The organism is Dickeya oryzae, assembly GCF_020406815.2.
GTDB classification, from domain to species: Bacteria; Pseudomonadota; Gammaproteobacteria; order Enterobacterales; family Enterobacteriaceae; genus Dickeya; species Dickeya oryzae.
Genome location: NZ_CP162670.1, coordinates 4,411,453 through 4,436,012, shown reverse-complemented (window position 1 = coordinate 4,436,012; position 24,560 = coordinate 4,411,453). Strand labels below are relative to the sequence as shown.

At 54.4% G+C, this 24,560-nt stretch carries 19 protein-coding genes, 4 tRNA genes, 3 rRNA genes and 1 riboswitch; of the genes, 16 read left to right on the top strand and 10 right to left on the bottom strand.

The features are described from left to right. Positions 1 to 5 precede the first annotated feature (5 nt). From thiH to thiC, 6 genes are read right to left on the bottom strand one after another with little or no spacing between them, the layout of a single operon-like run. A complete protein-coding gene (gene thiH / locus LF929_RS19545; protein WP_226093695.1) occupies positions 6 to 1,151 on the bottom strand; it encodes a 2-iminoacetate synthase ThiH in 1,146 nt (381 codons plus the stop codon). Beyond that, positions 1,151 to 1,930 carry a thiazole synthase gene (locus LF929_RS19540; RefSeq protein ID WP_016943861.1) on the bottom strand — a complete coding sequence of 260 codons (780 nt, stop codon included), beginning with the start codon at positions 1,928 to 1,930 and terminating at the stop codon, positions 1,151 to 1,153. The genes thiH and LF929_RS19540 overlap by 1 nt, the downstream gene beginning before the upstream one ends. A gap of 1 nt (position 1,931) precedes the next feature. Next, positions 1,932 to 2,132: a sulfur carrier protein ThiS gene (thiS, locus tag LF929_RS19535; protein WP_012882977.1), complete on the bottom strand. Its 201-nt coding sequence runs from the start codon at positions 2,130 to 2,132 to the stop codon at positions 1,932 to 1,934. Next, positions 2,129 to 2,878: a HesA/MoeB/ThiF family protein gene (locus LF929_RS19530; RefSeq protein ID WP_226093694.1), complete on the bottom strand. Its 750-nt coding sequence runs from the start codon at positions 2,876 to 2,878 to the stop codon at positions 2,129 to 2,131. Before LF929_RS19530 ends, thiS begins: the two co-directional genes overlap by 4 nt. Before the next feature lies 1 nt (position 2,879). Beyond that, entirely contained in the window at positions 2,880 to 3,515 is a 636-nt protein-coding gene (gene thiE / locus LF929_RS19525) for a thiamine phosphate synthase (protein ID WP_210175852.1), read from the bottom strand. After that, on the bottom strand, positions 3,515 to 5,476 hold the full coding sequence (thiC, locus tag LF929_RS19520; protein ID WP_038903040.1) for a phosphomethylpyrimidine synthase ThiC: 1,962 nt from the start codon (positions 5,474 to 5,476) through the stop codon (positions 3,515 to 3,517). Before thiC ends, thiE begins: the two co-directional genes overlap by 1 nt. 138 nt (positions 5,477 to 5,614) lie before the next feature. Beyond that, a riboswitch (TPP riboswitch) is annotated at positions 5,615 to 5,730 on the bottom strand. A 261-nt stretch (positions 5,731 to 5,991) separates the two neighbouring features. Here thiC and nudC point away from each other — a divergent pair. From nudC to LF929_RS19490, 6 genes are all read left to right on the top strand, one after another. Then, positions 5,992 to 6,765 carry an NAD(+) diphosphatase gene (nudC, locus tag LF929_RS19515; RefSeq protein ID WP_019846609.1) on the top strand — a complete coding sequence of 258 codons (774 nt, stop codon included), beginning with the start codon at positions 5,992 to 5,994 and terminating at the stop codon, positions 6,763 to 6,765. Between the two features lie 55 nt (positions 6,766 to 6,820). Continuing rightward, positions 6,821 to 7,894 (top strand): uroporphyrinogen decarboxylase, encoded by a 1,074-nt coding sequence (gene hemE, locus LF929_RS19510; RefSeq protein WP_016943855.1) that lies wholly within the window; start codon positions 6,821 to 6,823, stop codon positions 7,892 to 7,894. After that, entirely contained in the window at positions 7,894 to 8,568 is a 675-nt protein-coding gene (gene nfi, locus LF929_RS19505; RefSeq protein WP_210175853.1) for a deoxyribonuclease V, read from the top strand. Before hemE ends, nfi begins: the two co-directional genes overlap by 1 nt. A 91-nt stretch (positions 8,569 to 8,659) precedes the next feature. Beyond that, positions 8,660 to 9,250, top strand: coding sequence for a YjaG family protein (locus tag LF929_RS19500; RefSeq protein WP_012882984.1), 591 nt, complete (start codon positions 8,660 to 8,662; stop codon positions 9,248 to 9,250). Positions 9,251 to 9,437: 187 nt separating this feature from the next. Further along, the gene (gene hupA, locus LF929_RS19495) at positions 9,438 to 9,710 is read left to right on the top strand and encodes a nucleoid-associated protein HU-alpha (protein WP_012882985.1); all 273 of its coding nucleotides are present in this window, start codon (positions 9,438 to 9,440) and stop codon (positions 9,708 to 9,710) included. A 4-nt stretch (positions 9,711 to 9,714) separates the two neighbouring features. Beyond that, positions 9,715 to 10,425: a DUF1481 domain-containing protein gene (locus LF929_RS19490; protein ID WP_210175854.1), complete on the top strand. Its 711-nt coding sequence runs from the start codon at positions 9,715 to 9,717 to the stop codon at positions 10,423 to 10,425. Positions 10,426 to 10,512: 87 nt separating this feature from the next. Here the strand turns inward: LF929_RS19490 and purD are convergent, their stop codons facing one another. Beyond that, positions 10,513 to 11,802, bottom strand: a complete 1,290-nt coding sequence (gene purD / locus LF929_RS19485; RefSeq protein WP_210175855.1) for a phosphoribosylamine--glycine ligase — start codon at positions 11,800 to 11,802, stop codon at positions 10,513 to 10,515. 15 nt (positions 11,803 to 11,817) lie between these two features. Beyond that, entirely contained in the window at positions 11,818 to 13,407 is a 1,590-nt protein-coding gene (gene purH / locus LF929_RS19480) for a bifunctional phosphoribosylaminoimidazolecarboxamide formyltransferase/IMP cyclohydrolase (RefSeq protein WP_210175856.1), read from the bottom strand. A gap of 608 nt (positions 13,408 to 14,015) precedes the next feature. On the opposite strand from purH, the gene LF929_RS19475 reads away from it, so the two are divergent. From LF929_RS19475 to LF929_RS19445, 7 genes are all read left to right on the top strand, one after another. After that, positions 14,016 to 15,557: ribosomal RNA gene (locus tag LF929_RS19475) — 16S ribosomal RNA — on the top strand. A 69-nt stretch (positions 15,558 to 15,626) separates the two neighbouring features. Beyond that, positions 15,627 to 15,703: transfer RNA gene (locus LF929_RS19470), tRNA-Ile, on the top strand. A gap of 117 nt (positions 15,704 to 15,820) precedes the next feature. Next, positions 15,821 to 15,896, top strand: a tRNA-Ala gene (locus tag LF929_RS19465). A gap of 167 nt (positions 15,897 to 16,063) precedes the next feature. Then, positions 16,064 to 18,970 (top strand): 23S ribosomal RNA (locus tag LF929_RS19460). Between the two features lie 131 nt (positions 18,971 to 19,101). Next, positions 19,102 to 19,217, top strand: a 5S ribosomal RNA gene (gene rrf, locus LF929_RS19455). Together the 16S, 23S and 5S rRNA genes with 4 tRNA genes alongside form the textbook arrangement of a ribosomal RNA operon. 67 nt (positions 19,218 to 19,284) lie before the next feature. Continuing rightward, a tRNA-Asp gene (locus tag LF929_RS19450) sits at positions 19,285 to 19,361 on the top strand. 8 nt (positions 19,362 to 19,369) lie between these two features. Continuing rightward, positions 19,370 to 19,445: transfer RNA gene (locus LF929_RS19445), tRNA-Trp, on the top strand. Positions 19,446 to 19,810: 365 nt separating this feature from the next. On the opposite strand, the gene hdfR is transcribed toward LF929_RS19445, so the two are convergent. Next, a complete protein-coding gene (gene hdfR, locus LF929_RS19440) occupies positions 19,811 to 20,638 on the bottom strand; it encodes an HTH-type transcriptional regulator HdfR (protein ID WP_168366681.1) in 828 nt (275 codons plus the stop codon). 120 nt (positions 20,639 to 20,758) lie between these two features. Between hdfR and LF929_RS19435 the strand changes: the two genes are divergently transcribed. Then, positions 20,759 to 21,097, top strand: coding sequence for a DUF413 domain-containing protein (locus LF929_RS19435; protein ID WP_016943919.1), 339 nt, complete (start codon positions 20,759 to 20,761; stop codon positions 21,095 to 21,097). 62 nt (positions 21,098 to 21,159) lie between these two features. Here LF929_RS19435 and LF929_RS19430 read toward each other — a convergent pair whose 3' ends face one another. Next, positions 21,160 to 22,686 (bottom strand): YifB family Mg chelatase-like AAA ATPase, encoded by a 1,527-nt coding sequence (locus LF929_RS19430; protein ID WP_038905955.1) that lies wholly within the window; start codon positions 22,684 to 22,686, stop codon positions 21,160 to 21,162. A gap of 347 nt (positions 22,687 to 23,033) precedes the next feature. On the opposite strand from LF929_RS19430, the gene LF929_RS19425 reads away from it, so the two are divergent. Both LF929_RS19425 and ilvL read left to right on the top strand, forming a co-directional pair. Next, positions 23,034 to 24,257: an MFS transporter gene (locus LF929_RS19425; RefSeq protein WP_038909264.1), complete on the top strand. Its 1,224-nt coding sequence runs from the start codon at positions 23,034 to 23,036 to the stop codon at positions 24,255 to 24,257. Positions 24,258 to 24,389: 132 nt separating this feature from the next. Further along, positions 24,390 to 24,488, top strand: coding sequence for an ilv operon leader peptide (gene ilvL / locus LF929_RS19420; protein ID WP_071526243.1), 99 nt, complete (start codon positions 24,390 to 24,392; stop codon positions 24,486 to 24,488). Positions 24,489 to 24,560: the final 72 nt, after the last annotated feature.

Below are 24,560 nucleotides of genomic sequence, written 5' to 3'. Positions count from 1 at the left end.
CGACGTCACTCCATCGCCGCTCTTCCCAGATAACCATCCCAGTCTTTCCATACCGGCTGCAACCCAGCCAGCGCCAGCGCATCAGCCACGTCTTGCGGGCGGCGATTGTCGTGCGGGGTGAATTGCTCAAGCTCCGGGTGATCGTCGGCGTAACCGCCCGGTTGGGTTTTGGAAAACGCGCTGACGTTGTTGATGGCAATCGGGATCATATGGTCGCGGAAGAACGGTGACTCACGGGTAGAGAGCGACAGTTCCACATCGGGTGCCAGCAGTCGGAAGGCGCAGATAACCTGCATCAGCTGCGCCTCATCCATCAACGAGGCGGGTTCAATGCCGCCAGCACAAGGGCGCAGGCGTGGGAATGACACTGAGTAGCGGCTTTGCCAGTAGGTTTGCTGTAAATACAGCAGGTGCTCGGCCACCATATAGCAGTCGGTGCGCCAGCTGTCCGACAGCCCAATGAGCGCCCCCAGCCCTATCTTGTCGATGCCGGCACGTCCCAGCCTGTCTGGTGTTGCCAGCCGCCAGGCGAAGTCTTGCTTGTGGCCGCGCAGGTGGTGGTGGGCATAGGTTCTGGCGTGATAGGTTTCCTGATACACCATCACCCCATCCAACCCGAGGGTTCTCAGCTCGGCGTAATCTTCCTGCGATAGCGGCTGCACTTCCATCATCAGTGAACTGAATTGCGGGCGAATTAACGGCAGCATCTGGCGAAAATAATCCATTCCCACTTTACGCTGGTGTTCTCCGGTCACCAGCAGCAGGTGGTCGAACCCCAGCGCCTTGATGGCCTCGCACTCACGCTGGATTTCCTGCTCATTGAGTGTCTTGCGTTTGAGGTGGTTACTCATGGAGAAACCACAATAGGTGCAGTCGTTGGCGCACAGGTTGGAAAGGTACAGCGGCACATAGAAACTGACGGTGTTGCCAAAACGCTGGCGCGTCAGTTGTTGCGCCCGCTGGGCCAGCGGTTCCAGCCAGCGACTCGCAGCAGGCGACAGCAACGCCATCATATCGTCGCGCGTGAGCCGATCAGCGCACAGCGCCCGCTCTACGTCAGCGTCGGTTTTGCTGTTGATGCGCAGGGTCAGGTCATGCCATTCCAGCTGTTGCCAGCGGTATTCAAACGACGGTTGAGCGTGAGTGTCCATTACTCGGTGGCCTCCGTCTGGCGCAGAAAACCGGTCAGTGGGCTGGTGGCGCTGGCGAGATGCTGGCGGCTGCCCAGACCAGCCTGACGGGCGAGCGCCCCGGCGTCCACCGCCAGTCGGAACGCGTGCGCCATCTGCACCGGGTCACGTGCCACGGCGATAGCGGTATTAACCAGTACCGCATCGGCACCGAGTTCGATGGCTTCTGCCGCATGGCTGGGAGCACCAATGCCAGCATCCACAACTACCGGTACCCGCGCCTGTTCGACGATAATGCGCAGAAAGTCGCGTGTTTGCAGCCCTTGATTGGAGCCGATAGGCGCGCCAAGCGGCATTACCGCGGCACAACCGACGTCTTCCAGACGCTTGCATAACACCGGGTCGGCACCGCAGTAGGGCAGCACCACAAAGCCGTCTTTCACCAGTTGTTCCGCGGCTTTCAGCGTTTCCACCGGGTCCGGCAACAGGTATTTCATGTCCGGGTGGATTTCCAGCTTCACCCAGTGCGTGCCCAGCGCTTCACGCGCCAGTCGGGCGGCGAATACCGCTTCTTCAGCGGTTTTGGCTCCCGAGGTATTGGGCAGCAGGTGTACGCCCAGTTCACGCAGCGGGGCCAGAATGGCATCGCTGCCGCCTTTCAAATCCACCCGTTTCATTGCCAGCGTGACCAGTTGCGAGCCGCTGGCGCGCAGGGCATCCTGCATCAGTTGTGCACCGGCAAACTTTCCGGTGCCGGTTAATAACCGGGAAGTAAACGTTGTATCTGCAATCTTCAGCATCTCAACCTCCTGCGATTGCCTGAAACAATAAAATGTCATCACCATCCCGTACGGCAGAATGTGCCCAGGCATCACGCGGGATGATGGTGTGATTGATGGCCAGCGCCGTGCCGGGCTGTAACCGGTTCAACTGCTCAAGCAGTTGCGCGACGGTCAACTCGCTGTGCAGTTCGATAACCTCATCGTTGAGCCGGATCTTCATGCCTGCCCTCCACATACCGGACAGGTCGCTGATCGTGCCAGTTGTAGCGTGGTCCATTGATGCTGGCGTGCATCGAACAGACGTAATTTGCCGTCCAGTGGTGAGGGTAATCCGCATAGCAGTTTGAGCGCTTCCAGTGCCTGCAAGGTGCCCATCACACCGACCACTGGGCCAAGTACACCGGCGGTGCGGCAGTTGCGTTGGGGTTCCGTCGTATCCGGGTAGAGACAGGCGTAGCAGCCGTGCGGATAAGGGGGTGTCAGTACCAGCAACTGGCCGCTGAATCCTACCGCGCTGGCGCTAATCAGCGGCTTTTGTGCCGCGACGCAGGCGGCATTGACCGCATGACGGGTAGTCATGTTGTCGCAGCAGTCCAGCACCAGATCGGCTTGCGCCACCGCGGTGGTCAGCGATTCACCTTCAAGTCGGGTGGTCAGCACGACGGTTTTCACCAGTGGGTTGATGGCTTCCAGCGCGTGGCGGGCCAGCACCGCTTTAGGGTGTGACAGGTCTGCATTATGGTAGAGAATCTGCCGTTGCAGATTAGAGAGGTGTAGGGTGTCGTGGTCCGCCAGCAGCAGGGTGCCAACCCCCGCGGCCGCCAGATAGAGTGCTGCCGGTGAGCCCAGTCCACCCAGCCCAACCAGCAACACGCGGGAGGCCGCCAGTTTCTGTTGCCCTTCCTGGCCGATATCCTCCAGCAACAGCTGGCGGCTGTAGCGCATAAATGCCTGATCATCGAGCATGTTACGCCTCCCGTCCTTCTATCAATTGCCGCAACGTCGCGGTCGCGGCGCGCCAGTCAGCGGCCTGAGTGATGGCGCTGACCACAGCGATGCTACCGACTCCGGTTTCCAGCACGGCGGGTACCCGATCAATGCTGATACCGCCGATGGCCACGGTAGGAAAGCGCCCGTTCAACGCGCGAATATGACGGGCCAACTCCACCAGACCTTGCGGTGCCGATGGCATGGCTTTGGTTTGGGTCGGGAAAATATGGCCCAGCGCGATGTAAGACGGCGACAGGGCGACGGCGCGTGCCAGCTCAGCATCGTCATGGGTTGATACGCCCAGACGTAATCCGGCGGCGTGGATTGCTGCCAGATCGGCCGTATCAAGATCCTCCTGACCCAGGTGTACGCCGTATGCCTGATGCCTGACGGCCAGTTGCCAGTAATCGTTGATGAACAGCCGGGCCTGATACTGACGGCCAAGCGCAATCGCCCGAATGATGTCCGGCTCGGCCTGCTCCGCTGGCTGGTCTTTGATGCGTAGCTGGATGGTACGAACCCCCGCGTCCAGCAGGCGTTCAATCCATACCACGCTATCGACCACCGGATAAAGCCCCAGTCGGGCATCAGTGGTGGGAAACGCGCGGGTCATCAGCGTTCCTCCTGCGGCAGGCTGGTAGCGGTGTGGTACAGCTCGCTACCGCGAGCGCGGAATTCGGCGGACATGTTTGCCATGCCGACGTCGATCGGTTGCGCTTCCTGGCGGGCGGCGTAGTCGCGTACTTCCTGTGTAATCTTCATCGAGCAGAATTTCGGCCCGCACATCGAGCAGAAATGCGCGACTTTGCCAGATTCCTGCGGCAGGGTTTCATCGTGGTAGGCGCGAGCGGTTTCCGGATCCAGCGCCAGATTGAACTGGTCTTCCCAGCGGAATTCAAAGCGTGCCTTGGACATGGCGTTGTCGCGGATCTGCGCGCCGGGGTGCCCCTTCGCCAGATCGGCGGCGTGAGCCGCAATCTTATAGGCGATAAGCCCCTGTTTAACATCGTTCTTATTCGGTAACCCCAGGTGTTCTTTCGGGGTGACGTAGCACAGCATGGCGCAGCCGAACCAGCCGATCATCGCCGCGCCGATACCCGACGTGAAGTGGTCATAGCCCGGCGCGATATCCGTGGTGAGCGGGCCCAGCGTGTAGAACGGTGCTTCATGGCAGTGTTCCAGCTCTTCGGTCATGTTGCGGCGGATCATCTGCATCGGGACATGACCGGGGCCTTCGATCATCACTTGCACATCGTATTCCCAGGCGACCTTAGTCAGTTCCCCCAGTGTGTGCAGTTCGGCGAACTGCGCTTCGTCATTGGCGTCCTGAATCGAGCCGGGGCGCAGGCCATCGCCCAATGACAGGGCGACGTCATAGGCGCTACAGATTTCGCAGATTTCACGGAAATGCTGGTAGAGGAAGTTTTCCTGATGGTGCGACAGGCACCATTTCGCCATGATGGAGCCGCCGCGTGACACAATGCCCGTCAGGCGTTTGGCGGTCATCGGGACATAGCGCAACAACACTCCGGCATGAATGGTGAAATAATCCACCCCCTGTTCCGCCTGTTCCAGCAAGGTGTCGCGGAACAGTTCCCAGGTGAGGTTTTCCGCGATGCCGTTGACCTTTTCCAGCGCCTGATAGATAGGCACGGTGCCGATCGGCACCGGGCTGTTGCGCAGGATCCACTCGCGGGTTTCATGAATATAACGCCCGGTGGATAAGTCCATCACCGTGTCTGCACCCCAGCGGGTGGCCCACACCAGTTTCTCGACTTCTTCCTCAATCGAAGAGGTCACCGCGGAGTTGCCGATATTGGCGTTCACCTTCACCAGAAAATTACGGCCGATGACCATCGGTTCCGATTCCGGGTGATTAATGTTGGCGGGGATAATCGCACGCCCCGCCGCGACTTCCTGACGCACGAATTCCGGTGTGATGTCGTCCGGCAGCAACGCGCCAAAGCTGTGGCCCGGATGCTGCTGGCGCAGAACCTCGCCGCGAATACGCTCACGTCCCATATTTTCGCGGATGGCGATGAATTCCATCTCCGGCGTGATGATCCCCTGACGGGCGTAATGCAACTGGGTGACGCGACGTCCCGCTTTGGCACGTCTGGGGTGCGGCAGGTGTTCAAAACGCAGGTGGTCGAGACCACTATCCGCCAGCCGCTGTTGGGTAAAACCGGAACTGACGTGCGATAAGGTTTCCGTGTCGTTGCGTTCGGCAATCCAGTCGGCCCGCAGTTTGCCAAGCCCACGGTGGACATCTGGGGTGATGGCAGGGTCGCCGTAGGGACCGGCGGTATCATAAACTGGCACTGCCTCGTTAGGTTCATAGCGCGGATTGTCGCGGCTACCGCCCACCAGCGTTGGGCTTAGCTGAATTTCCCGCATGGGGACGCGAATATCCGGACGTGAGCCGGTCAAATAAATCCGCTGTGAGTTTGGGAAGGTTGAGCCGCGCAGCGTATCGATAAACTGCTGCGCGGCAGCACGTTGTTCACGACGACCGGACGGTGTTTTTTCTCCAGAAGCCATCAGCTCCGTGGACAGTTTGGATTCGGTAGACATAGCAAGTTCCTGTTCATTAAATGGGAAGATTGCTTGTCTGGAGTTCGGAGGGAGTAATCGCCGAATGCTGGCTGGCAACGGTAGAGGGCGTGTTGCCCTGACTGTTGCGCCCGTTCCCCTGAATGGATGTTGGGGGGCGATATCATTACTCTTGTTCCCTTCGCAGGTATTAACCTGATCAGGTTCCGCGGATCCCGAATTAACGGTCTCAGCCCACGCGCCATCAGGCGTGTTGGGCACTCCGACAAGATAGGGCCCCTTGCGGGGCGTAAAACTCGTGGTCAATTAAAACGATTAACCACTGCAAAACTACAGCTACTTTATGCGCTGTGCTGCGGTGGCGTCAATGAACGAATATCCGCCGTGTCTGGTATTCCTCTGGGGGATGTGCATTGCCAAGGCTTCACACGCGCCGGATAATGCCTGACGGAATGTCGTCATGTTGACAAGGTCGATGAAAACACCAACGGGCTGCCTGACAGGCCAGCCTGATAATAAGCGGGGCGATAAAAGAGATGGAAGTGACGCTGAAAGGTGAAGAAAGCGGGTGGTGGGTGGTATATCACCGCCACCAGATCTGGCTGCCCCAGGGCGAGTTACCGAAAGGAACAGCAGCACAGTGGCAGTTGCAACAGCGTTCTGCCCGTCAGGTTGGCGAATGGCTGGGAGAACCGGTATGGCTGGTGCTACAGGAGAAGGCGAGCGACATGGGGTCGGTACGCGAACTGCTGAGTCAGGATGCCGGGCTGTTCCAGTTGGCGGGCCGTGCGGTGCAACTGGCGGAATTCTACCGTTCGCACCGATTTTGCGGTTACTGCGGTCATGAAATGTCAGCCAGTACTACTGAGCTGGCCTGCCTGTGTCACCACTGCAAAGAGCGTTACTATCCGCAAATCGCCCCTTGTGTAATTGTGGCTATCCGCCATCACGACAGTATTCTGCTGGCGCAGCATTTACGCCACAAAGGCAATATGTACACCACGTTGGCCGGTTTCGTTGAAGTGGGGGAAACGCTGGAACAGGCGGTGGCGCGGGAAGTGATGGAAGAGAGCAATGTTCGCGTCAAAAACCTGCGTTATGTCAGTTCACAGCCGTGGCCGTTCCCGCATTCGTTGATGATGGCGTTCATGGCCGATTATGACGGCGGAGAACTGAAGCATGACCCGTCTGAACTGCGGGATGCTAACTGGTTTCGTTATGACCGCTTGCCGGAACTGCCGCCACCGGGTACGGTAGCCCGGCGTTTGATTGAAGACACGGTCGTACTGTGCCGTGAGGCTGATCAGTGATCGGCTATCGCTAGCGACAATCATGCCTGCACGCAGGCGTTACAAGGAAAAGACCATGACTGATCTGAAAAATGATCGCTATTTGCGTGCGCTGTTGCGCCAGCCTGTGGATGTGACTCCGGTATGGATGATGCGTCAGGCAGGGCGTTACCTGCCTGAGTACCGTGCGACTCGCTCACAAGCCGGTGATTTTATGTCGCTGTGCAAGAATGCCGAGCTGGCCTGTGAAGTGACGTTACAGCCGCTGCGACGTTACAACCTTGATGCCGCTATCCTGTTTTCCGATATTCTCACTGTGCCGGATGCGATGGGGTTGGGTCTCTATTTTGAAGCGGGGGAAGGGCCGCGCTTTACCTCACCGGTGACCTGCCATGCCGACGTGAAAAAACTGCCGATACCGGACCCGGAACTTGAACTGGGTTATGTGATGAACGCGGTACGGACTATTCGCCGCAATCTGGCTGGCGCGGTACCGCTAATCGGTTTTTCCGGCAGTCCATGGACGCTGGCGACGTATATGGTTGAAGGCGGTAGCAGCAAAGCCTTTACCGTCATCAAAAAAATGATGTTTGCCGAGCCGCATACGCTGCATTTACTGCTGGATAAGCTGGCGGATAGCGTCACGCTTTACCTGAATGCCCAGATTCGTGCTGGGGCGCAGGCGGTGATGATTTTTGATACCTGGGGTGGCGCGCTCAGTGGCCCGGCTTACCGTGAATTTTCGCTACACTACATGCATAAAATTGTCGATGGCTTGCAGCGTGAACATGATGGTCGTCGTGTACCGGTGACGTTGTTTACCAAAGGCGGCGGTCAGTGGCTGGAAGCGATGGCGGATACCGGTTGTGACGCGCTGGGGCTCGACTGGACGACGGATATTGCCGATGCTCGGCGTCGTGTGGGAGACCGGGTTGCGCTACAGGGCAACATGGACCCGTCGATGTTGTATGCACCACCTGCCCGTATTGAGCAGGAGGTTGCCACCATTCTGGCGGGCTTTGGTTCTGGCAATGGTCATGTGTTTAACCTGGGGCATGGTATCCATCAGGATGTGCCGCCGGAGCATGCCGGTGTCTTCGTTGAAGCGGTACACCGTTTATCCGCACCGTATCATCAGGACATGGCCTGATGGATATACCGGCATTGCGTGCTGAGCAATGTGACAAAGCGGCGTTGGTGATTCGTCACGATGATGTGCCTTTTGAACAACCGACGTTGATTGCCGGTGCGGATGTCGGTTTCGAACAGGAAGGCGCGGTAACCCGTGCGGCGATAGCGGTACTGGCGTATCCGTCGCTACAACTGGTGGAATTCCAGATTGCGCGCATTCCGACGGTGATGCCTTATATCCCCGGTTTTTTGTCGTTTCGTGAGTATCCGGCGCTGATGGCGGCATGGGAACAATTACAGCACCGGCCGGATTTGCTGTTTGTCGATGGACACGGCGTGTCTCATCCTCGTCGTCTGGGGGTGGCCAGTCATTTCGGTTTACTGGTCAACGTACCGACGATCGGTGTTGCCAAGCGACGATTGTGTGGGCAGTTTTCGCCGCTGGCAGACGCAGCAGGCAGTCGGCAGCCGTTGCTGGATAAAAATGAGCAGATCGGCTGGGTATGGCGTAGCAAGGTGCGCTGCAACCCGTTGTTTGTTTCCACCGGTCATCGTGTCGGTATGGACAGCGCATTGCAGTGGGTCATGCGCTGCATGAACGGGTATCGTCTGCCGGAACCGACCCGTTGGGCGGACGCGGTGGCATCAAACCGTCCGGCGTTTCAACGCTGGCAACGTGAGGCCGGGCTGTAGGATAATGCCGGGCAGTAAACTTTAGGAATTCAGGTATATGGCAGTGTGGTGATTTTCGTTACACTGCCGCCCATTATTATTGAGATAAACAATGTTACGTAACCCGATCCATTTGCGTCTGGAAAAACTGGCAAGCTGGCAGCATGTCACCTTTATGGCTTGCCTTTGTGAACGTATGTACCCCAACTACCATGAGTTCTGCCAGCAGACCGGGTTTGGGGATGCACAACTCTACCGGCGCATACTGGATTTGGTATGGGAAACGCAGGTCGTTAAAGACGCCAAGGTCAATTTCGACAGCCAGTTAGAAAAACTGGAAGACGCCATCCCCGCGCCGGATGATTACGATATTTATGGTGTTTATCCGGCCATTGATGCTTGCGTGGCGCTGAGTGAATTACTGCATTCGCGTCTGAGTGGTGAAACGCTGGAACATGCGGTGACCATTAGCGAAACGTCGATTCGCACCGTAGCGATGCTGGAAATGACGCAAGCCGGTCGGGAAATGACCGATGAAGAGTTAAAGGACTTGCCCGCAGTTGAAGAAGAATGGGATATCCAGTGGGAGATTTTCCGCCTGCTGGCCGACTGCGAAGAACGCGATATTGAGCTGATAAAAGGACTGCGCGCCGACCTGCGTGAAGCCGGAGTCAGCAACATTGGGATAAATTTGTATCAATAACGCGATAAAACGTGATTTAAGGCCTGAAATGGCCTGTCTTTAGGCTTCACATCCGCACCCTGTCTGGTCTACATTTGGGGGGCGTAATAAAAGTGGCTGTCGGTGCGTGTATGCAGGAGAGTGCTGTTATGGCATTTCCGTCGCACTCGATGCTTAGCAAGCGATAAACACACTGTAAGGATAACTTATGAATAAGACTCAACTGATTGATGTAATTGCTGACAAAGCTGACCTTTCCAAGACCCAGGCTAAAGCTGCTCTGGAAGCTACCCTGGCAGCGATTACTGAGTCTCTGAAAGAAGGTGATGCAGTACAATTAGTTGGTTTTGGTACTTTTAAAGTCAATCATCGTAATGAGCGCACTGGCCGCAACCCGCAGACTGGTAAAGAAATCAAAATCGCTGCCGCTAATGTGCCTGCGTTTGTATCTGGTAAGGCATTGAAAGACGCTGTTAAATAAGCGCATGCTGATACAAGGTTTAAGCAGAGGGGCGATTTCGCCCCTTTTGCTTTTCTTCAGACGATATATTCGGGTGGTTGTTCCGGTGCTGGTGTGCTGGCTGACCGCCTGTAGTTCTCATTCGCCGACGCCTGCCGTGTTTGCCAGTGGTTATCTGGCCGATCGCGGTGTAGTCAGGTTATGGCGCAAGGACGACACGCAACAACATCTCACCACGCTGGTGATGGTATTCAGTTCGTTGCAAGGCAACGATGTCAAAACAACCCTGTATCGCTTCCAGCAGGGCGTATTGCGCGAGGTACAGCAGACGGCCACTTTGCCGTCACAGGGCGAAGTCAGACTGCGTTTTGATCAGTCTGGAAACGTGAGCTTTATGCAACGACAGTTGCCAGACCGACGAGAATCGCTCTCGGAAGACGATATTGCGTTGTATCAGTTTGACGCCCGACGTTTGCTGGCGCTAAGCGATTCGCTACGAACGGGTAAGGTGTCACTGATACAAGGGCACTGGAAGGCAGGTCAGGTGACCACATGTGATGGAAAAACGGTACGACCCGATTTTGATCGCGCTTCACTGGCCTGGATTGCCCAACAGAACGAACATGCTGGTGGACCACTTGGCATCGCCTGGCTAGAGTCGCCGGAAGGTACGCAATTGTTGCAGGTAGCCGAAGCCGATTTTTGTCGCTGGGAGCCGACAGCCGAAACGTGGTAGTCAGGGAATGCTGGCCCAGGAAAGAGTGGGTGCCATAAAGCAAAAAATAAGGGGCCGCAGCCCCTTGTTAAAACGGAATACGGGTAGTCAGGCTTTCTGTTCACGAGCGATGGCGCGATAGCCAATATCGCTGCGGCAGAAGCTGCCTTCCCAATGGATGGGTTTAGCCAGTTCGTAAGCGCGTTGTTGCGCATCGGCAACGCTGTGGCCCAGTGCTGTCACGCACAACACGCGTCCGCCGTTAGTCACGACATCATCGCCATTAAGCCGGGTACCGGCATGGAACACTTTTCCGTCGGTTGCTTCCTGGGTTGGCAGGCCGGAAATGACGTCACCGGTGCGGTAATCCCCCGGATAACCGCCAGCGGCCAACACCACACCCAGTGATGGGCGGGCATCCCAGTCAGAGGTTTTCTCATCCAGTTTGCCGTCGCACGCCGCCAGACAGAGTTCCACCAGATCGGATTTCAGACGCAGCATGATAGGTTGCGTTTCCGGGTCACCGAAACGGCAGTTGAATTCGATCACCTTCGGCTGGCCATCCGGGGAAATCATCAGTCCCGCGTACAAGAATCCGGTATACACGTTACCTTCGGCTGCCATGCCGCGCACGGTTGGCCAAATAATCTGATCCATGACCCGCTGGTGGACGTCATCTGTGACTACCGGTGCCGGTGAGTAAGCGCCCATGCCACCGGTGTTAGGACCGGAATCCTGGTCACCTACACGTTTGTGATCCTGGCTGGTCGCCATCGGCAGTACGTGTTCGCCATCCACCATGACGATGAAGCTGGCTTCTTCGCCATCAAGAAACTCTTCGACCACGATGCGGTGACCCGCATCGCCAAACGCATTACCCGCCAACATATCGGTGGCTGCGTTTTCCGCTTCTTCCAGCGTCATGGCAACAATGACACCTTTACCCGCGGCCAGACCGTCTGCTTTGATAACAATCGGCGCACCTTTGCGACGGATATACTCCAGCGCAGGTTCAATCTCGGTGAAATTTTGGTATTCCGCGGTTGGAATATGCTGGCGAGCCAGAAAGTCTTTGGTAAAGGCTTTGGAACCTTCCAACTGGGCTGCCGCCTGTGTTGGGCCGAAAATCTTCAGGCCCGCAGCGCGGAATGCGTCGACGACACCGATGACTAGCGGCGCTTCCGGGCCAACGATAGTCAGGCCAATCGCGTTCTGGCGAGCGAAATCCAGCAGTGCCGGGATGTCTGTCGCGGCAATATTCACGTTTTCCAGCGCGGGTTCCAGAGCAATCCCTGCATTACCCGGTGCCACATAGACTTTATCTGCCAACGGAGACTGCGCCGCTTTCCAGGCCAGTGCGTGTTCGCGACCGCCATTACCAATAATCAAAATATTCATTGTTATAGCCCCGGATTAGTGACGGAAATGGCGCATGTCGGTAAACAGCATCGCAATGCCGTGCTCGTTAGCCGCAGCGATGACTTCGTCATCACGAATGGAACCACCAGGCTGAATCACACACGTGATACCAACGGCAGCAGCGGCATCGATACCATCACGGAACGGGAAGAACGCGTCGGATGCCATGACGGAACCCTTCACTTCCAACCCTTCGTCACTGGCTTTGATACCTGCGATTTTGGCCGAGTAAACGCGGCTCATTTGACCGGCACCGATACCGATAGTCATGTTATCGCGAGCATACACAATGGCGTTGGATTTAACGAATTTCGCCACTTTCCAGCAGAACAAGGCATCACGCAGTTCGGTCTGCGTCGGCTGGCGTTCGGTGACTACGCGCAGTTGAGCGGCGTCTACCATGCCTAAATCGCGATCCTGTACCAACAGGCCACCGTTGACGCGTTTGAAATCCAGTCCGGAAACACGTTGTTGCCACTGGCCGCAGATCAGTACACGGACGTTTTGCTTGGCGGCAGTAACCTTCAGCGCAGCATCGCTGGCGGCAGGCGCAATAATCACTTCAACGAACTGACGACTGATAATGGCTTGTGCGGTGGCTTCATCCAATTCGCGGTTAAACGCGATGATCCCACCGAATGCCGATGTCGGGTCGGTTTTGTAGGCGCGCTCATAAGCGTCCAGAATCGAATCACTGATCGCCACGCCACAGGGGTTGGCATGCTTAACGATAACGCAGGCGGGTTCGGCGAATTCTTTCACGCATTCCAGCGCAGCATCGGTATCCGCGATGTTGTTGTAGGAAAGGGCTTTACCCTGTACTTGTTGCGCGGTAGCCACCGATGCCTCAGAGACATGCTCTTCTATATAGAAGGCGGCTTGCTGGTGGCTGTTTTCACCGTAACGCATATCCTGCTTTTTAATAAAGTTCAGGTTTAGCGTGCGAGGGAAACGACCCGCAGGCTGAGTGGTGTCGCCATGATAGGCCGGAACCTTGCTGCCAAAATAGTTGGCGATCATGCTGTCATAAGCGGCGGTATGTTCGAATGCCTTGATAGCCAGATCAAAACGGGTTTCGTAAGTCAGAGAACCGTCGTTGGCATCCATCTCCTCGATGATTGCCGTGTAGTCGCTGCTTTTGACGACAATCGCCACGTCATTATGGTTCTTGGCGGCGGAGCGCACCATGGTCGGGCCGCCGATATCAATATTTTCCACGGCGTCTTCCAGCGTACAGTCGGCTTTAGCGACAGTCTGGGCAAATGGGTAGAGATTGACGACCACCATGTCGATTGGCTGGATATGATGCTGTGCCATAACGGCATCATCCTGGCCGCGACGGCCCAGAATACCGCCATGCACTTTGGGGTGCAGGGTTTTGACACGTCCGTCCATCATTTCTGGAAAACCCGTGTAATCGGAAACCTCTGTTACCGGCAGACCCGCGTTGGCCAGCAGACGCGCTGTACCCCCGGTAGAGAGCAGTTCAATGCCACGCTGTGACAAAGACTGGGCAAATTCAACGATACCGGCTTTATCAGATACGCTGAGCAAAGCACGACGGATAGGACGACGTTGTTGCATGATGGTTTGATCCCCTGACTAGGTTCTTACTTTAAAGAGCGTTACGTGAATCGTTACGTGAATAGTGACAGTCATATAAAGAAAAATACGGATTGAGTCGCCAATATTCAGCTAACGCACCCACGAATATGTGTCATTCATCAGGGGAGGAATTGTAGCGAAAACGTTTGCGTGATGCTCGCCAAATTTCAAAAAATGCCAGGGTTGTGGATAACTCTGTGCAAAATAAGGTATAAGCTGGCCTTTTGCTGTGGAATGCAGCGAACGCGCGATTTAATCAAAAATACCGGTTGCGGTCGGCGAGGAACGCCCTATAATGCGACCCCACTGACACGGCAACAGCGGCAACGCAGCGCGGTGTCAGGAAGTGGAAACGAAAATAATCGTTGACACTTCATGAGGAAAGCGTAGTATACGCCACCTCGCGACAGCAGGCTCAGGCCGGTCGCACTGCTCTTTAACAATCAATCAGACAATCTGTGTGGGCACTCGCAGGACACTTCACTAAAAAATTAGTGAAAGTCTTGAAGAGTGACAACAGTTAATTCATTACGAATAAACAGTAAATTCTTTGAGCACCGTTTTCTTCGGAAAACACATCAAACTTTAAATTGAAGAGTTTGATCATGGCTCAGATTGAACGCTGGCGGCAGGCCTAACACATGCAAGTCGGGCGGTAGCACAAAGGAGCTTGCTCCTTGGGTGACGAGCGGCGGACGGGTGAGTAATGTCTGGGAAACTGCCTGATGGAGGGGGATAACTACTGGAAACGGTAGCTAATACCGCATAACGTCGCAAGACCAAAGAGGGGGACCTTAGGGCCTCTTGCCATCGGATGTGCCCAGATGGGATTAGCTAGTAGGTGAGGTAAAGGCTCACCTAGGCGACGATCCCTAGCTGGTCTGAGAGGATGACCAGCCACACTGGAACTGAGACACGGTCCAGACTCCTACGGGAGGCAGCAGTGGGGAATATTGCACAATGGGCGCAAGCCTGATGCAGCCATGCCGCGTGTGTGAAGAAGGCCTTCGGGTTGTAAAGCACTTTCAGCGGGGAGGAAGGGAGCAGACTTAATACGTCTGTTCATTGACGTTACCCGCAGAAGAAGCACCGGCTAACTCCGTGCCAGCAGCCGCGGTAATACGGAGGGTGCAAGCGTTAATCGGAATGACTGGGCGTAAAGCGCACGCAGGCGGTCTGTTAAGTTGGATGTGAAATCCCCGGGCTTAACCTGGGAACTGCATTCAAAACTGACAGGCTAGAGTCTCGTAGAGGGGGGTAGAATTCCAGGTGTAGCGGTGAAATGCGTAGAGATCTGGAGGAATACCGGTGGCGAAGGCGGCCCCCTGGACGAAGACTGACGCTCAGGTGCGAAAGCGTGGGGAGCAAACAGGATTAGATACCCTGGTAGTCCACGCTGTAAACGATGTCGATTTGGAGGTTGTGGTCTTGAACCGTGGCTTCCGGAGCTAACGCGTTAAATCGACCGCCTGGGGAGTACGGCCGCAAGGTTAAAACTCAAATGAATTGACGGGGGCCCGCACAAGCGGTGGAGCATGTGGTTTAATTCGATGCAACGCGAAGAACCTTACCTACTCTTGACATCCAGCGAACCTTGTAGAGATACGAGGGTGCCTTCGGGAGCGCTGAGACAGGTGCTGCATGGCTGTCGTCAGCTCGTGTTGTGAAATGTTGGGTTAAGTCCCGCAACGAGCGCAACCCTTATCCTTTGTTGCCAGCACTTCGGGTGGGAACTCAAGGGAGACTGCCGGTGATAAACCGGAGGAAGGTGGGGATGACGTCAAGTCATCATGGCCCTTACGAGTAGGGCTACACACGTGCTACAATGGCGTATACAAAGAGAAGCGACCTCGCGAGAGCAAGCGGACCTCATAAAGTACGTCGTAGTCCGGATTGGAGTCTGCAACTCGACTCCATGAAGTCGGAATCGCTAGTAATCGTAGATCAGAATGCTACGGTGAATACGTTCCCGGGCCTTGTACACACCGCCCGTCACACCATGGGAGTGGGTTGCAAAAGAAGTAGGTAGCTTAACCTTCGGGAGGGCGCTTACCACTTTGTGATTCATGACTGGGGTGAAGTCGTAACAAGGTAACCGTAGGGGAACCTGCGGTTGGATCACCTCCTTACCGAGTAGAAGTGCCTGCGTGGTGTCCACACAGATTGTCTGATGAAGAAGATGAGCAGTAAAACCTTATAGGCTTGTAGCTCAGGTGGTTAGAGCGCACCCCTGATAAGGGTGAGGTCGGTGGTTCAAGTCCACTCAGGCCTACCAACTCTACTTGTCCTTGAAACGTTCACGAACTGCGTTGGCGATGTGCTTTTGCACGGAGCACGACAGGGTATGGAGTGTTTCTGTGGCTAAGCGGGTTGAAAAGGTTGATGCATCTATGGGGCTATAGCTCAGCTGGGAGAGCGCCTGCTTTGCACGCAGGAGGTCTGCGGTTCGATCCCGCATAGCTCCACCATTTACGAATGACTTCAGAGTGTACTGGCAACAGTATGCTGCGAAGTATTCTGCTCTTTAACAATCCGGAACAAGCTGAAAAATTGAAACGACAGCATGTGAGTGAGAATTCATGTGTTGTTCGAGTCTCTCAAAATACTCATATCCCGAGACACTTTCGGGTTGTGAGGTTAAGCGACTAAGCGTACACGGTGGATGCCTAGGCAGTCAGAGGCGATGAAGGGCGTGCTAATCTGCGAAAAGCGTCGGCAAGGTGATATGAACCGTTATACCCGACGATACCCGAATGGGGAAACCCAGTGTGACTCGTCACACTATCATTAACTGAATCCATAGGTTAATGAGGCGAACCGGGGGAACTGAAACATCTCAGTACCCCGAGGAAAAGAAATCAACCGAGATTCCCCCAGTAGCGGCGAGCGAACGGGGAGGAGCCCAGAACCTGAATCGGCTTGTGTGTCAGTGGAAGCGTCTGGAAAGGCGCACGATACAGGGTGACAGTCCCGTACACGAAGATGCACAGGTTGTGAGTTCGATGAGTAGGGCGGGACACGTGGTATCCTGTCTGAACATGGGGGGACCATCCTCCAAGGCTAAATACTCCTGACTGACCGATAGTGAACCAGTACCGTGAGGGAAAGGCGAAAAGAACCCCGGCGAGGGGAGTGAAATAGAACCTGAAACCGTGTACGTACAAGCAGTGGGAGCACCTTTAGGGTGTGACTGCGTACCTTTTGTATAATGGGTCAGCGACTTATATTCTGTAGCAAGGTTAACCGAATAGGGGAGCCGCAGGGAAACCGAGTCTTAACTGGGCGTCTAGTTGCAGGGTATAGACCCGAAACCCGGTGATCTAGCCATGGGCAGGTTGAAGGTTGGGTAACACTAACTGGAGGACCGAACCGACTAATGTTGAAAAATTAGCGGATGACTTGTGGCTGGGGGTGAAAGGCCAATCAAACCGGGAGATAGCTGGTTCTCCCCGAAAGCTATTTAGGTAGCGCCTCGTGAATTCATCTTCGGGGGTAGAGCACTGTTTCGGCTAGGGGGCCATCCCGGCTTACCAACCCGATGCAAACTGCGAATACCGAAGAATGTTATCACGGGAGACACACGGCGGGTGCTAACGTCCGTCGTGAAGAGGGAAACAACCCAGACCGCCAGCTAAGGTCCCAAAGTCATGGTTAAGTGGGAAACGATGTGGGAAGGCCCAGACAGCCAGGATGTTGGCTTAGAAGCAGCCATCATTTAAAGAAAGCGTAATAGCTCACTGGTCGAGTCGGCCTGCGCGGAAGATGTAACGGGGCTAAAACCATGCACCGAAGCTGCGGCAGCGACACTTAGGTGTTGTTGGGTAGGGGAGCGTTCTGTAAGCCTGTGAAGGTGGCCTGTGAGGGCTGCTGGAGGTATCAGAAGTGCGAATGCTGACATAAGTAACGATAATGCGGGTGAAAAACCCGCACGCCGGAAGACCAAGGGTTCCTGTCCAACGTTAATCGGGGCAGGGTGAGTCGACCCCTAAGGCGAGGCTGAAAAGCGTAGTCGATGGGAAACAGGTTAATATTCCTGTACTTGGTGTTACTGCGAAGGGGGGACGGAGAAGGCTATGTCATCCGGGCGACGGTTGTCCCGGTTTAAGCGTGCAGGTGGGTGGACCAGGTAAATCCGGTCTGCTGTTAACACTGAGGCGTGATGACGAGGCACTACGGTGCTGAAGTGACAGATGCCCGGCTTCCAGGAAAAGCCTCTAAGCATCAGGTAACATTGAATCGTACCCCAAACCGACACAGGTGGTCAGGTAGAGAATACTCAGGCGCTTGAGAGAACTCGGGTGAAGGAACTAGGCAAAATGGTGCCGTAACTTCGGGAGAAGGCACGCTCCTGTTGGTGAAGTCCCTTGCGGATGGAGCTGAGGGGAGTCGCAGATACCAGCTGGCTGCAACTGTTTAATAAAAACACAGCACTGTGCAAACACGAAAGTGGACGTATACGGTGTGACGCCTGCCCGGTGCCGGAAGGTTAATTGATGGGGTTATCCGTAAGGAGAAGCTCTTGATCGAAGCCCCGGTAAACGGCGGCCGTAACTATAACGGTCCTAAGGTAGCGAAATTCCTTGTCGGGTAAGTTCCGACCTGCACGAATGGCGTAATGATGGCCAGGCTGTCTCCACCCGAGACTCAGTGAAATTGAACTCGCTGTGAAGATGCAGTGTACCCGCGGCAAGACGGAAAGACCCCGTGAACCTTTACTATAGCTTGACACTGAACCTTGAGCCTTGATGTGTAGGATAGGTGGGAGGCTTTGAAGTGTGGACGCCAGTCTGCATGGAGCCAACCTTGAAATACCACCCTTTAATGTTTGATGTTCTAACCTGGGCCCGTAATCCGGGCTGGGGACAGTGTCTGGTGGGTAGTTTGACTGGGGCGGTCTCCTCCCAAAGAGTAACGGAGGAGCACGAAGGTTAGCTAATCCTGGTCGGACATCAGGAGGTTAGTGCAAAGGCATAAGCTAGCTTGACTGCGAGAGTGACGGCTCGAGCAGGTGCGAAAGCAGGTCTTAGTGATCCGGTGGTTCTGAATGGAAGGGCCATCGCTCAACGGATAAAAGGTACTCCGGGGATAACAGGCTGATACCGCCCAAGAGTTCATATCGACGGCGGTGTTTGGCACCTCGATGTCGGCTCATCACATCCTGGGGCTGAAGTAGGTCCCAAGGGTATGGCTGTTCGCCATTTAAAGTGGTACGCGAGCTGGGTTTAGAACGTCGTGAGACAGTTCGGTCCCTATCTGCCGTGGGCGTTGGAAGATTGAGGGGGGTTGCTCCTAGTACGAGAGGACCGGAGTGAACGCACCGCTGGTGTTCGGGTTGTCATGCCAATGGCACTGCCCGGTAGCTACGTGCGGAAGAGATAACCGCTGAAAGCATCTAAGCGGGAAACTTGCCCCGAGATGAGTCTTCCCTGGGAACTAGATTCCCCTGAAGGGACGTTCGAGACGAGGACGTTGATAGGCTGGGTGTGTAAGCGTAGCGATACGTTGAGCTAACCAGTACTAATGACCCGAGAGGCTTAACCTTACAACACCGAAGGTGTTTTGGTGAGAGAGACAGAGACGAGATTTTAGCTTGTTCGAGGATTGGATGGCGTGGTGTAGCGATACACGGCGACATGAAGAATCAGGACGTTGAACAGACGTCAAAAGAATTTGCCTGGCGGCGAGAGCGCGGTGGTCCCACCTGACCCCATGCCGAACTCAGAAGTGAAACGCCGTAGCGCCGATGGTAGTGTGGGGTCTCCCCATGCGAGAGTAGGGAACTGCCAGGCATCAAATTGTGGTGTAAGTAAGACACCGGTTATCGGATTGACTCCTCTGATAACATACAGAATCGGTGGTGCGGTAGTTCAGTCGGTTAGAATACCGGCCTGTCACGCCGGGGGTCGCGGGTTCGAGTCCCGTCCGCACCGCCACCCTATTTAGGGGCGTAGTTCAATTGGTAGAGCACCGGTCTCCAAAACCGGGTGTTGGGAGTTCGAGCCTCTCCGCCCCTGCCAAACTAAAAATAGCCCTTCACGTTAACGTGAAGGGTTTTTTTTCGTCTGTCGATCTCTGATTTTTCCATTCCATACTTTTTCCGTTGATAAGAACATCCTCACTGCCCTTTGGATTTATCGAGCCAGGGCGGGTCTTTAAGCAATGCCACAAGCATATGCCGCTAGCGCCGTGTTTTATGTGAGAACAGAACTGCAGAGGGGAAGAGGATATAACGGCAGATTCCTCACCGACCATCTGTCTGTGACGAATAACAGCATGAATAACAACATAGTGACGTGAGGCGATTATTAATAGCCCGTAGCAGCCGATCATCCGAAAGCCACAAGGACTTTCAGGTAGATCGCATCGTGCGCCAGATACTGCTTTAGCAAGCTATATTCAGTGGGGTTTTCAGTAACTGTTTAATCAGTTCCTGTTGGTCGCCATTTTCAAGCCAGACAGCATAGCAAGGTCGAACTATTGTATTCGCTTCGGGAATCACAAGAAGCTCGGGATAACTCTGGGACCATTCACTCGGTAAAAATGCGCATCCGCCAATGGCTGTCATTAACTGGCGTGTCAGATGTGCGGAGGATGTGGTGAGTGACGGCACCTGATCGCCAGGTAGCCAAGGAGTTTCATATTGATGGAAATCCGCCCCCCATTCCAGTCTGATGTAGGGGCGCTCTTCGGTTGGTGTATTGCTGGCAGAAGCAAATAACGACAGGGAGAAATTACCTAATAACTGGCAGGAAAGCTCGTCCATCTTCGGCGATTCGGTGGTTATCAGTAAATCTAGCTGACGTTCATGGAGTTGCTTAATTAGCGTTTGCCGCAGTGCAATTCTGGCCTCCAGTTGTAGCAATGGACGCTGCTGGTAGAGCTCATTTAACCAGGGCGTCAGGAAGGCTTCCCAAAGCGATGCAGTCGCGCCGATGGACAGCTGGCTATGTTGCTGAGAGCGAGCGACTTCCTTTTTAGCGATTTGCCAGGTACCGATCAGGTTTTCCGCATAAGGCAGCAAGCGCTCACCCGCGGGTGTCAGGCGAATATTGTTACGGTGCCGAGTGAACAAATTAGCACCGAGTTGATTTTCCAGTTGCCTGATACGGAAACTCACTGCTGACTGTGTCAGATACAAAGATTCAGCTGCCCGACCGAAGTGTCTTGTCCGGCTGACTTCCAGAAAGGTTTTCAGTAAGTCGGTATCCATGCTTTTCTCCAAAAAAAATTTGTCGTCATGATTTAAATGTTTTGTTTTACAGGAAGTCAAGCCTATCTAATACTCCGCGCCATAAACGGCACGACCATATGAGAATTAGGAGCGTGTAAGATGGCGGAAAGCTTCTCAACAACCAGTCGTTTTTTTGATAACAAATTCTATCCACGTGGTTTTTCCCGGCATGGTGACTTTACGATTAAAGAAGCTCAACTGCTGGAACGCTATGGACATGCATTTAACGAACTTGATTCGGGCAAACGTCATCCGGTGACGGAAGAAGAAACCCAGTTTGTCGCAGTATGCCGTGGTGAACGTGCTGCACAGACCGAACTGGAAAAAATCTGGGCGAAGTATATCAGTCGTATTCGTCGTCCTAAACGCTTCCATACGCTGTCTGGCGGTAAACCGCAAATGGACACGGTGGAAGAGTACACAGAAAGCGATGATTAACTTGAATGGGGCTCTGGCCCCATTTTCATTTCTGTCGGTTGCTGTCGAAAGCAAGAGCCGGTTCATGCCAGGCTTTTGTGTAGTTGAATTAACAGACGGTCCATACAACGATAACTGAGTGCTTCAGATAAGTGAGCGCGACGTATCTGCTCTTCTCCCCCAAGGTCTGCAATCGTACGTGAAACCTTTAGGATCCGATGCCAGGCCCTGACTGATAATCCTAACTTGCTCATCACCTCTTCCAGATAGGTGGCGTCTTCATGGTTTAGTCGGCAGTAACTGGCGATATCATCCGATTTCATTTGTGCGTTGATTCTGCCAACGCGATCAAGTTGCCGTTTTCTGGCGTCAAATACCCGAGCCCTCACCGTTGCGCTGTCTTCCCCGATGCGTGTCTGCTGTCGGAGAATCCCTGGTGGTAGCAATGGCACCTCAATAGATAAATCAAAACGATCGAGAAAAGGGCCGGAGAGCCTGTTGAGATAGCGCAGAATTTGTTGTGCTGGCATACGGTTATGGATGCCTTGATAGTGCCCTGACGGGCTGGGGTTCATGGCGGCGACTAACTGAAAGCGTGCGGGATAACACACCTTGGCACGAGTGCGAGAAATCACTATTTCTCCTGACTCCAACGGTTCTCGCAGTGAATCCAGCACTCGGCGTTCAAATTCTGGCAGTTCATCCAGAAACAATACGCCATTGTGTGCCAGTGAAATCTCTCCTGGCTTAGGTAGCACACCACCGCCGACCAAGGCGGTAATGGATGCAGTATGGTGGGGGGAACGGAATGGTCTTTTGCGCCATTGCGACAGACCCGGCTGAATATCTATCAGGCTATTGATGGCTGCACTTTCCAGTGCTTCATCGTCATTAAGCTCTGGCAGTAAACCGGGCAGGCGGCTGGCCAGCATCGTTTTGCCGGTTCCTGGTGGGCCGAGTAACAGCAAATTGTGTCCACCTGCCGCCGCGATTTCCAGTGCACGTTTCGCTTGTTCCTGGCCAATGATTTCTTTCAGGTCTGGCGCTGAGGTATGGGGGGATATGGTGTGAGGGATTTCGCTGCCACGCAATAAGGCGGTCTCCCCTTGCAGAAAAGCACAAACTTGCAACAGGTGATTTGCCAGTAGCGTATCTCCGTGGGGAATCAGGGTCATTTCCAGTTTGTTGTCTTCCGGCAGGATTAATCCCCTCCCTGCCTTTTGCGCCTCCATGGCTGCAGGAATCGCGCCATGAACGCCCCTCAGGCTACCTGATAGCCCAAGTTCACCGAGGAACTCATATTGTGCGAGTTTCTCGCCAGCAATTTGCTCAGAGGCTGCCAGAATAGCTAGCGCGATAGGAAGGTCATAACGTCCCCCTTCTTTCGGCAGATCTGCTGGAGCCAGATTGACGGTGATCCGTTTGGCTGGAAAGGTAAAGCCACTGTTGATTAGTGCGCTGCGTACCCGGTCTCGTGCTTCTTTGACCGTTGTTTCCGGTAAACCGACCAGCGTGAGTGCCGGCAAACCGTTGCTGATGTGTACTTCAATTGAGACTTCCGGTGCCTGCATCCCGATGGTTGCTCGCGTATAGGTCACTGCCAGTGTCATGACTTACTCCTCCCTGTGACGTTGGCATCATGCCTGTCTGAGCGTGTTAGCACACGGTCGATGTCGTCACGATGCGAGTCATCGTCAGAAAACAATCTGCTTTCTCAGGCGGAATTCATGAAATTGTGTGCGTGCTTCCCGATGTTGTTAATAAAGGGTTACAAGGTGGCTGGGTTCGCAACAGATTTATACCGCTTATAGCATTGCCCAATGGTCGTGATGGGCGTATTTAACAATTATTTAAATTATTGCCTGCGATTTTTACATCGCCTCATCGACTGCGGCATCATCTGCCGTTCAGCCTGCCGGGACATGCGAGTGTCTCTACTACAGGACAGGATAAAATTATGTTTGGTTGGACTCCTCTGCAGCGTAATGCCGCGATTGCCAGCTTTTTGAGCTGGGCGCTGGATGCATTTGATTTCTTCATTCTGGTTTTTCTGCTTAGCGAACTGGCCCACGCTTTTTCGGTCAACATCGAGCAGGTGACGCTGGCTATTCTGTTAACGCTGGCTGTTCGGCCTATCGGCGCATTGTTGCTGGGTCGGCTGGCGGAAAAATTTGGCCGCAAGCCGATTTTAATGCTGAACATCGTGATGTTCTCCCTGTTTGAGCTGTTATCTGCCTCGGCACCGAATATCACCGTATTTCTGCTGTTGAGGGTGCTGTATGGCGTGGCGATGGGGGGGATTTGGGGGGTAGCGTCGTCACTGGCGATGGAGACCATTCCAGACCGTTCGCGTGGGCTGATGTCCGGTATTTTCCAGGCGGGATACCCTTTTGGTTATTTACTGGCTGCGGTCGTTTACGGACTGCTGTTTGACCATGTTGGCTGGCGTGGCATGTTTATCATTGGCGTGCTTCCTATCCTGTTGTTGCCGTTTATCTATTTCTGTGTGGAAGAATCACCGGTATGGCGGGCTGCAAGGGTGCGTAAGGAAAGCACCGCGTTGCTGCCGGTGTTGAAAACACACTGGAAGCTCTGCGTCTATCTGGTGGTGTTAATGGCGTCGTTCAATTTTTTCAGCCATGGCACACAGGACCTGTACCCGTCATTTTTAAAGATTCAGCACGGTTTTGATGCGAAAACCGTCAGTATGATCGCCATTAGCTACAATATTGCTTCGATTATCGGTGGCATCTTTTTTGGAACGTTATCGGAGCGTATCGGTCGGAAGAAGGCGATTATGACTGCGGCATTACTGGCGTTGCCGGTTATCCCGCTATGGGCGTTCTCTCATGGGCCCTGGATGTTGGGGCTGGGGGCATTTTTAATACAGTTTATGGTGCAGGGGGCCTGGGGGGTAATCCCAACTTTCCTGAACGAGTTGGTGCCGAGTAATACACGGGCGGTACTCCCTGGTTTTGTCTACCAGCTCGGTAACCTGATTGCGTCAGTCAATGCCACGCTACAGGCGAGCATTGCCGAATCACATAACCATAATTATGGGCTGGCGATGGCGAGCGTGGCGGGGGTGGTCGCGATTGTGATTGCGGTGCTGGCGGCGTTCGCGGATAACAGTTGGTCAGCAAAAAAACACAGCGTGGGTACGACGCAGGTTAACGTATGAATAATAAGCTATTTTGTGATGCAAGGAACGATTGTCGCCCACAGTGAATGGAAAAAAAGAGTTGTCACAGTGTGGCTTGCTGTGATAACTCTGTAGGTATTCGTTCGACAGTAGATTAATGAACAACCTGAAATGAAAGCCTTCAACCTAGTGATTAGCCTAGTCGTGATTAGCGTGGTGGTGATTATTATCCCACCGTGCGGGGCAGCACTTGGACGAAGAATGGCTTAAAAATCAAGGCCGAATTCAAGAAAACCCCCGCACCGAAAGGTCGGGGGTTTTTTTATGGGCCGATAATGGCAA

Bases quoted from the DNA above. Each gene is read 5' to 3' on its own strand.
- thiH (WP_226093695.1), bottom strand. From the start codon at position 1,151: ATGGACACTCACGCTCAACCGTCGTTTGAATACCGCTGGCAACAGCTG.
- LF929_RS19540 (WP_016943861.1), bottom strand. From the start codon at position 1,930: ATGCTGAAGATTGCAGATACAACGTTTACTTCCCGGTTATTAACCGGC.
- thiS (WP_012882977.1), bottom strand. From the start codon at position 2,132: ATGAAGATCCGGCTCAACGATGAGGTTATCGAACTGCACAGCGAGTTG.
- LF929_RS19530 (WP_226093694.1), bottom strand. From the start codon at position 2,878: ATGCTCGATGATCAGGCATTTATGCGCTACAGCCGCCAGCTGTTGCTG.
- thiE (WP_210175852.1), bottom strand. From the start codon at position 3,515: ATGACCCGCGCGTTTCCCACCACTGATGCCCGACTGGGGCTTTATCCG.
- thiC (WP_038903040.1), bottom strand. From the start codon at position 5,476: ATGTCTACCGAATCCAAACTGTCCACGGAGCTGATGGCTTCTGGAGAA.
- nudC (WP_019846609.1), top strand. From the start codon at position 5,992: ATGGAAGTGACGCTGAAAGGTGAAGAAAGCGGGTGGTGGGTGGTATAT.
- hemE (WP_016943855.1), top strand. From the start codon at position 6,821: ATGACTGATCTGAAAAATGATCGCTATTTGCGTGCGCTGTTGCGCCAG.
- nfi (WP_210175853.1), top strand. From the start codon at position 7,894: ATGGATATACCGGCATTGCGTGCTGAGCAATGTGACAAAGCGGCGTTG.
- LF929_RS19500 (WP_012882984.1), top strand. From the start codon at position 8,660: ATGTTACGTAACCCGATCCATTTGCGTCTGGAAAAACTGGCAAGCTGG.
- hupA (WP_012882985.1), top strand. From the start codon at position 9,438: ATGAATAAGACTCAACTGATTGATGTAATTGCTGACAAAGCTGACCTT.
- LF929_RS19490 (WP_210175854.1), top strand. From the start codon at position 9,715: ATGCTGATACAAGGTTTAAGCAGAGGGGCGATTTCGCCCCTTTTGCTT.
- purD (WP_210175855.1), bottom strand. From the start codon at position 11,802: ATGAATATTTTGATTATTGGTAATGGCGGTCGCGAACACGCACTGGCC.
- purH (WP_210175856.1), bottom strand. From the start codon at position 13,407: ATGCAACAACGTCGTCCTATCCGTCGTGCTTTGCTCAGCGTATCTGAT.
- hdfR (WP_168366681.1), bottom strand. From the start codon at position 20,638: ATGGATACCGACTTACTGAAAACCTTTCTGGAAGTCAGCCGGACAAGA.
- LF929_RS19435 (WP_016943919.1), top strand. From the start codon at position 20,759: ATGGCGGAAAGCTTCTCAACAACCAGTCGTTTTTTTGATAACAAATTC.
- LF929_RS19430 (WP_038905955.1), bottom strand. From the start codon at position 22,686: ATGACACTGGCAGTGACCTATACGCGAGCAACCATCGGGATGCAGGCA.
- LF929_RS19425 (WP_038909264.1), top strand. From the start codon at position 23,034: ATGTTTGGTTGGACTCCTCTGCAGCGTAATGCCGCGATTGCCAGCTTT.
- ilvL (WP_071526243.1), top strand. From the start codon at position 24,390: ATGAAAGCCTTCAACCTAGTGATTAGCCTAGTCGTGATTAGCGTGGTG.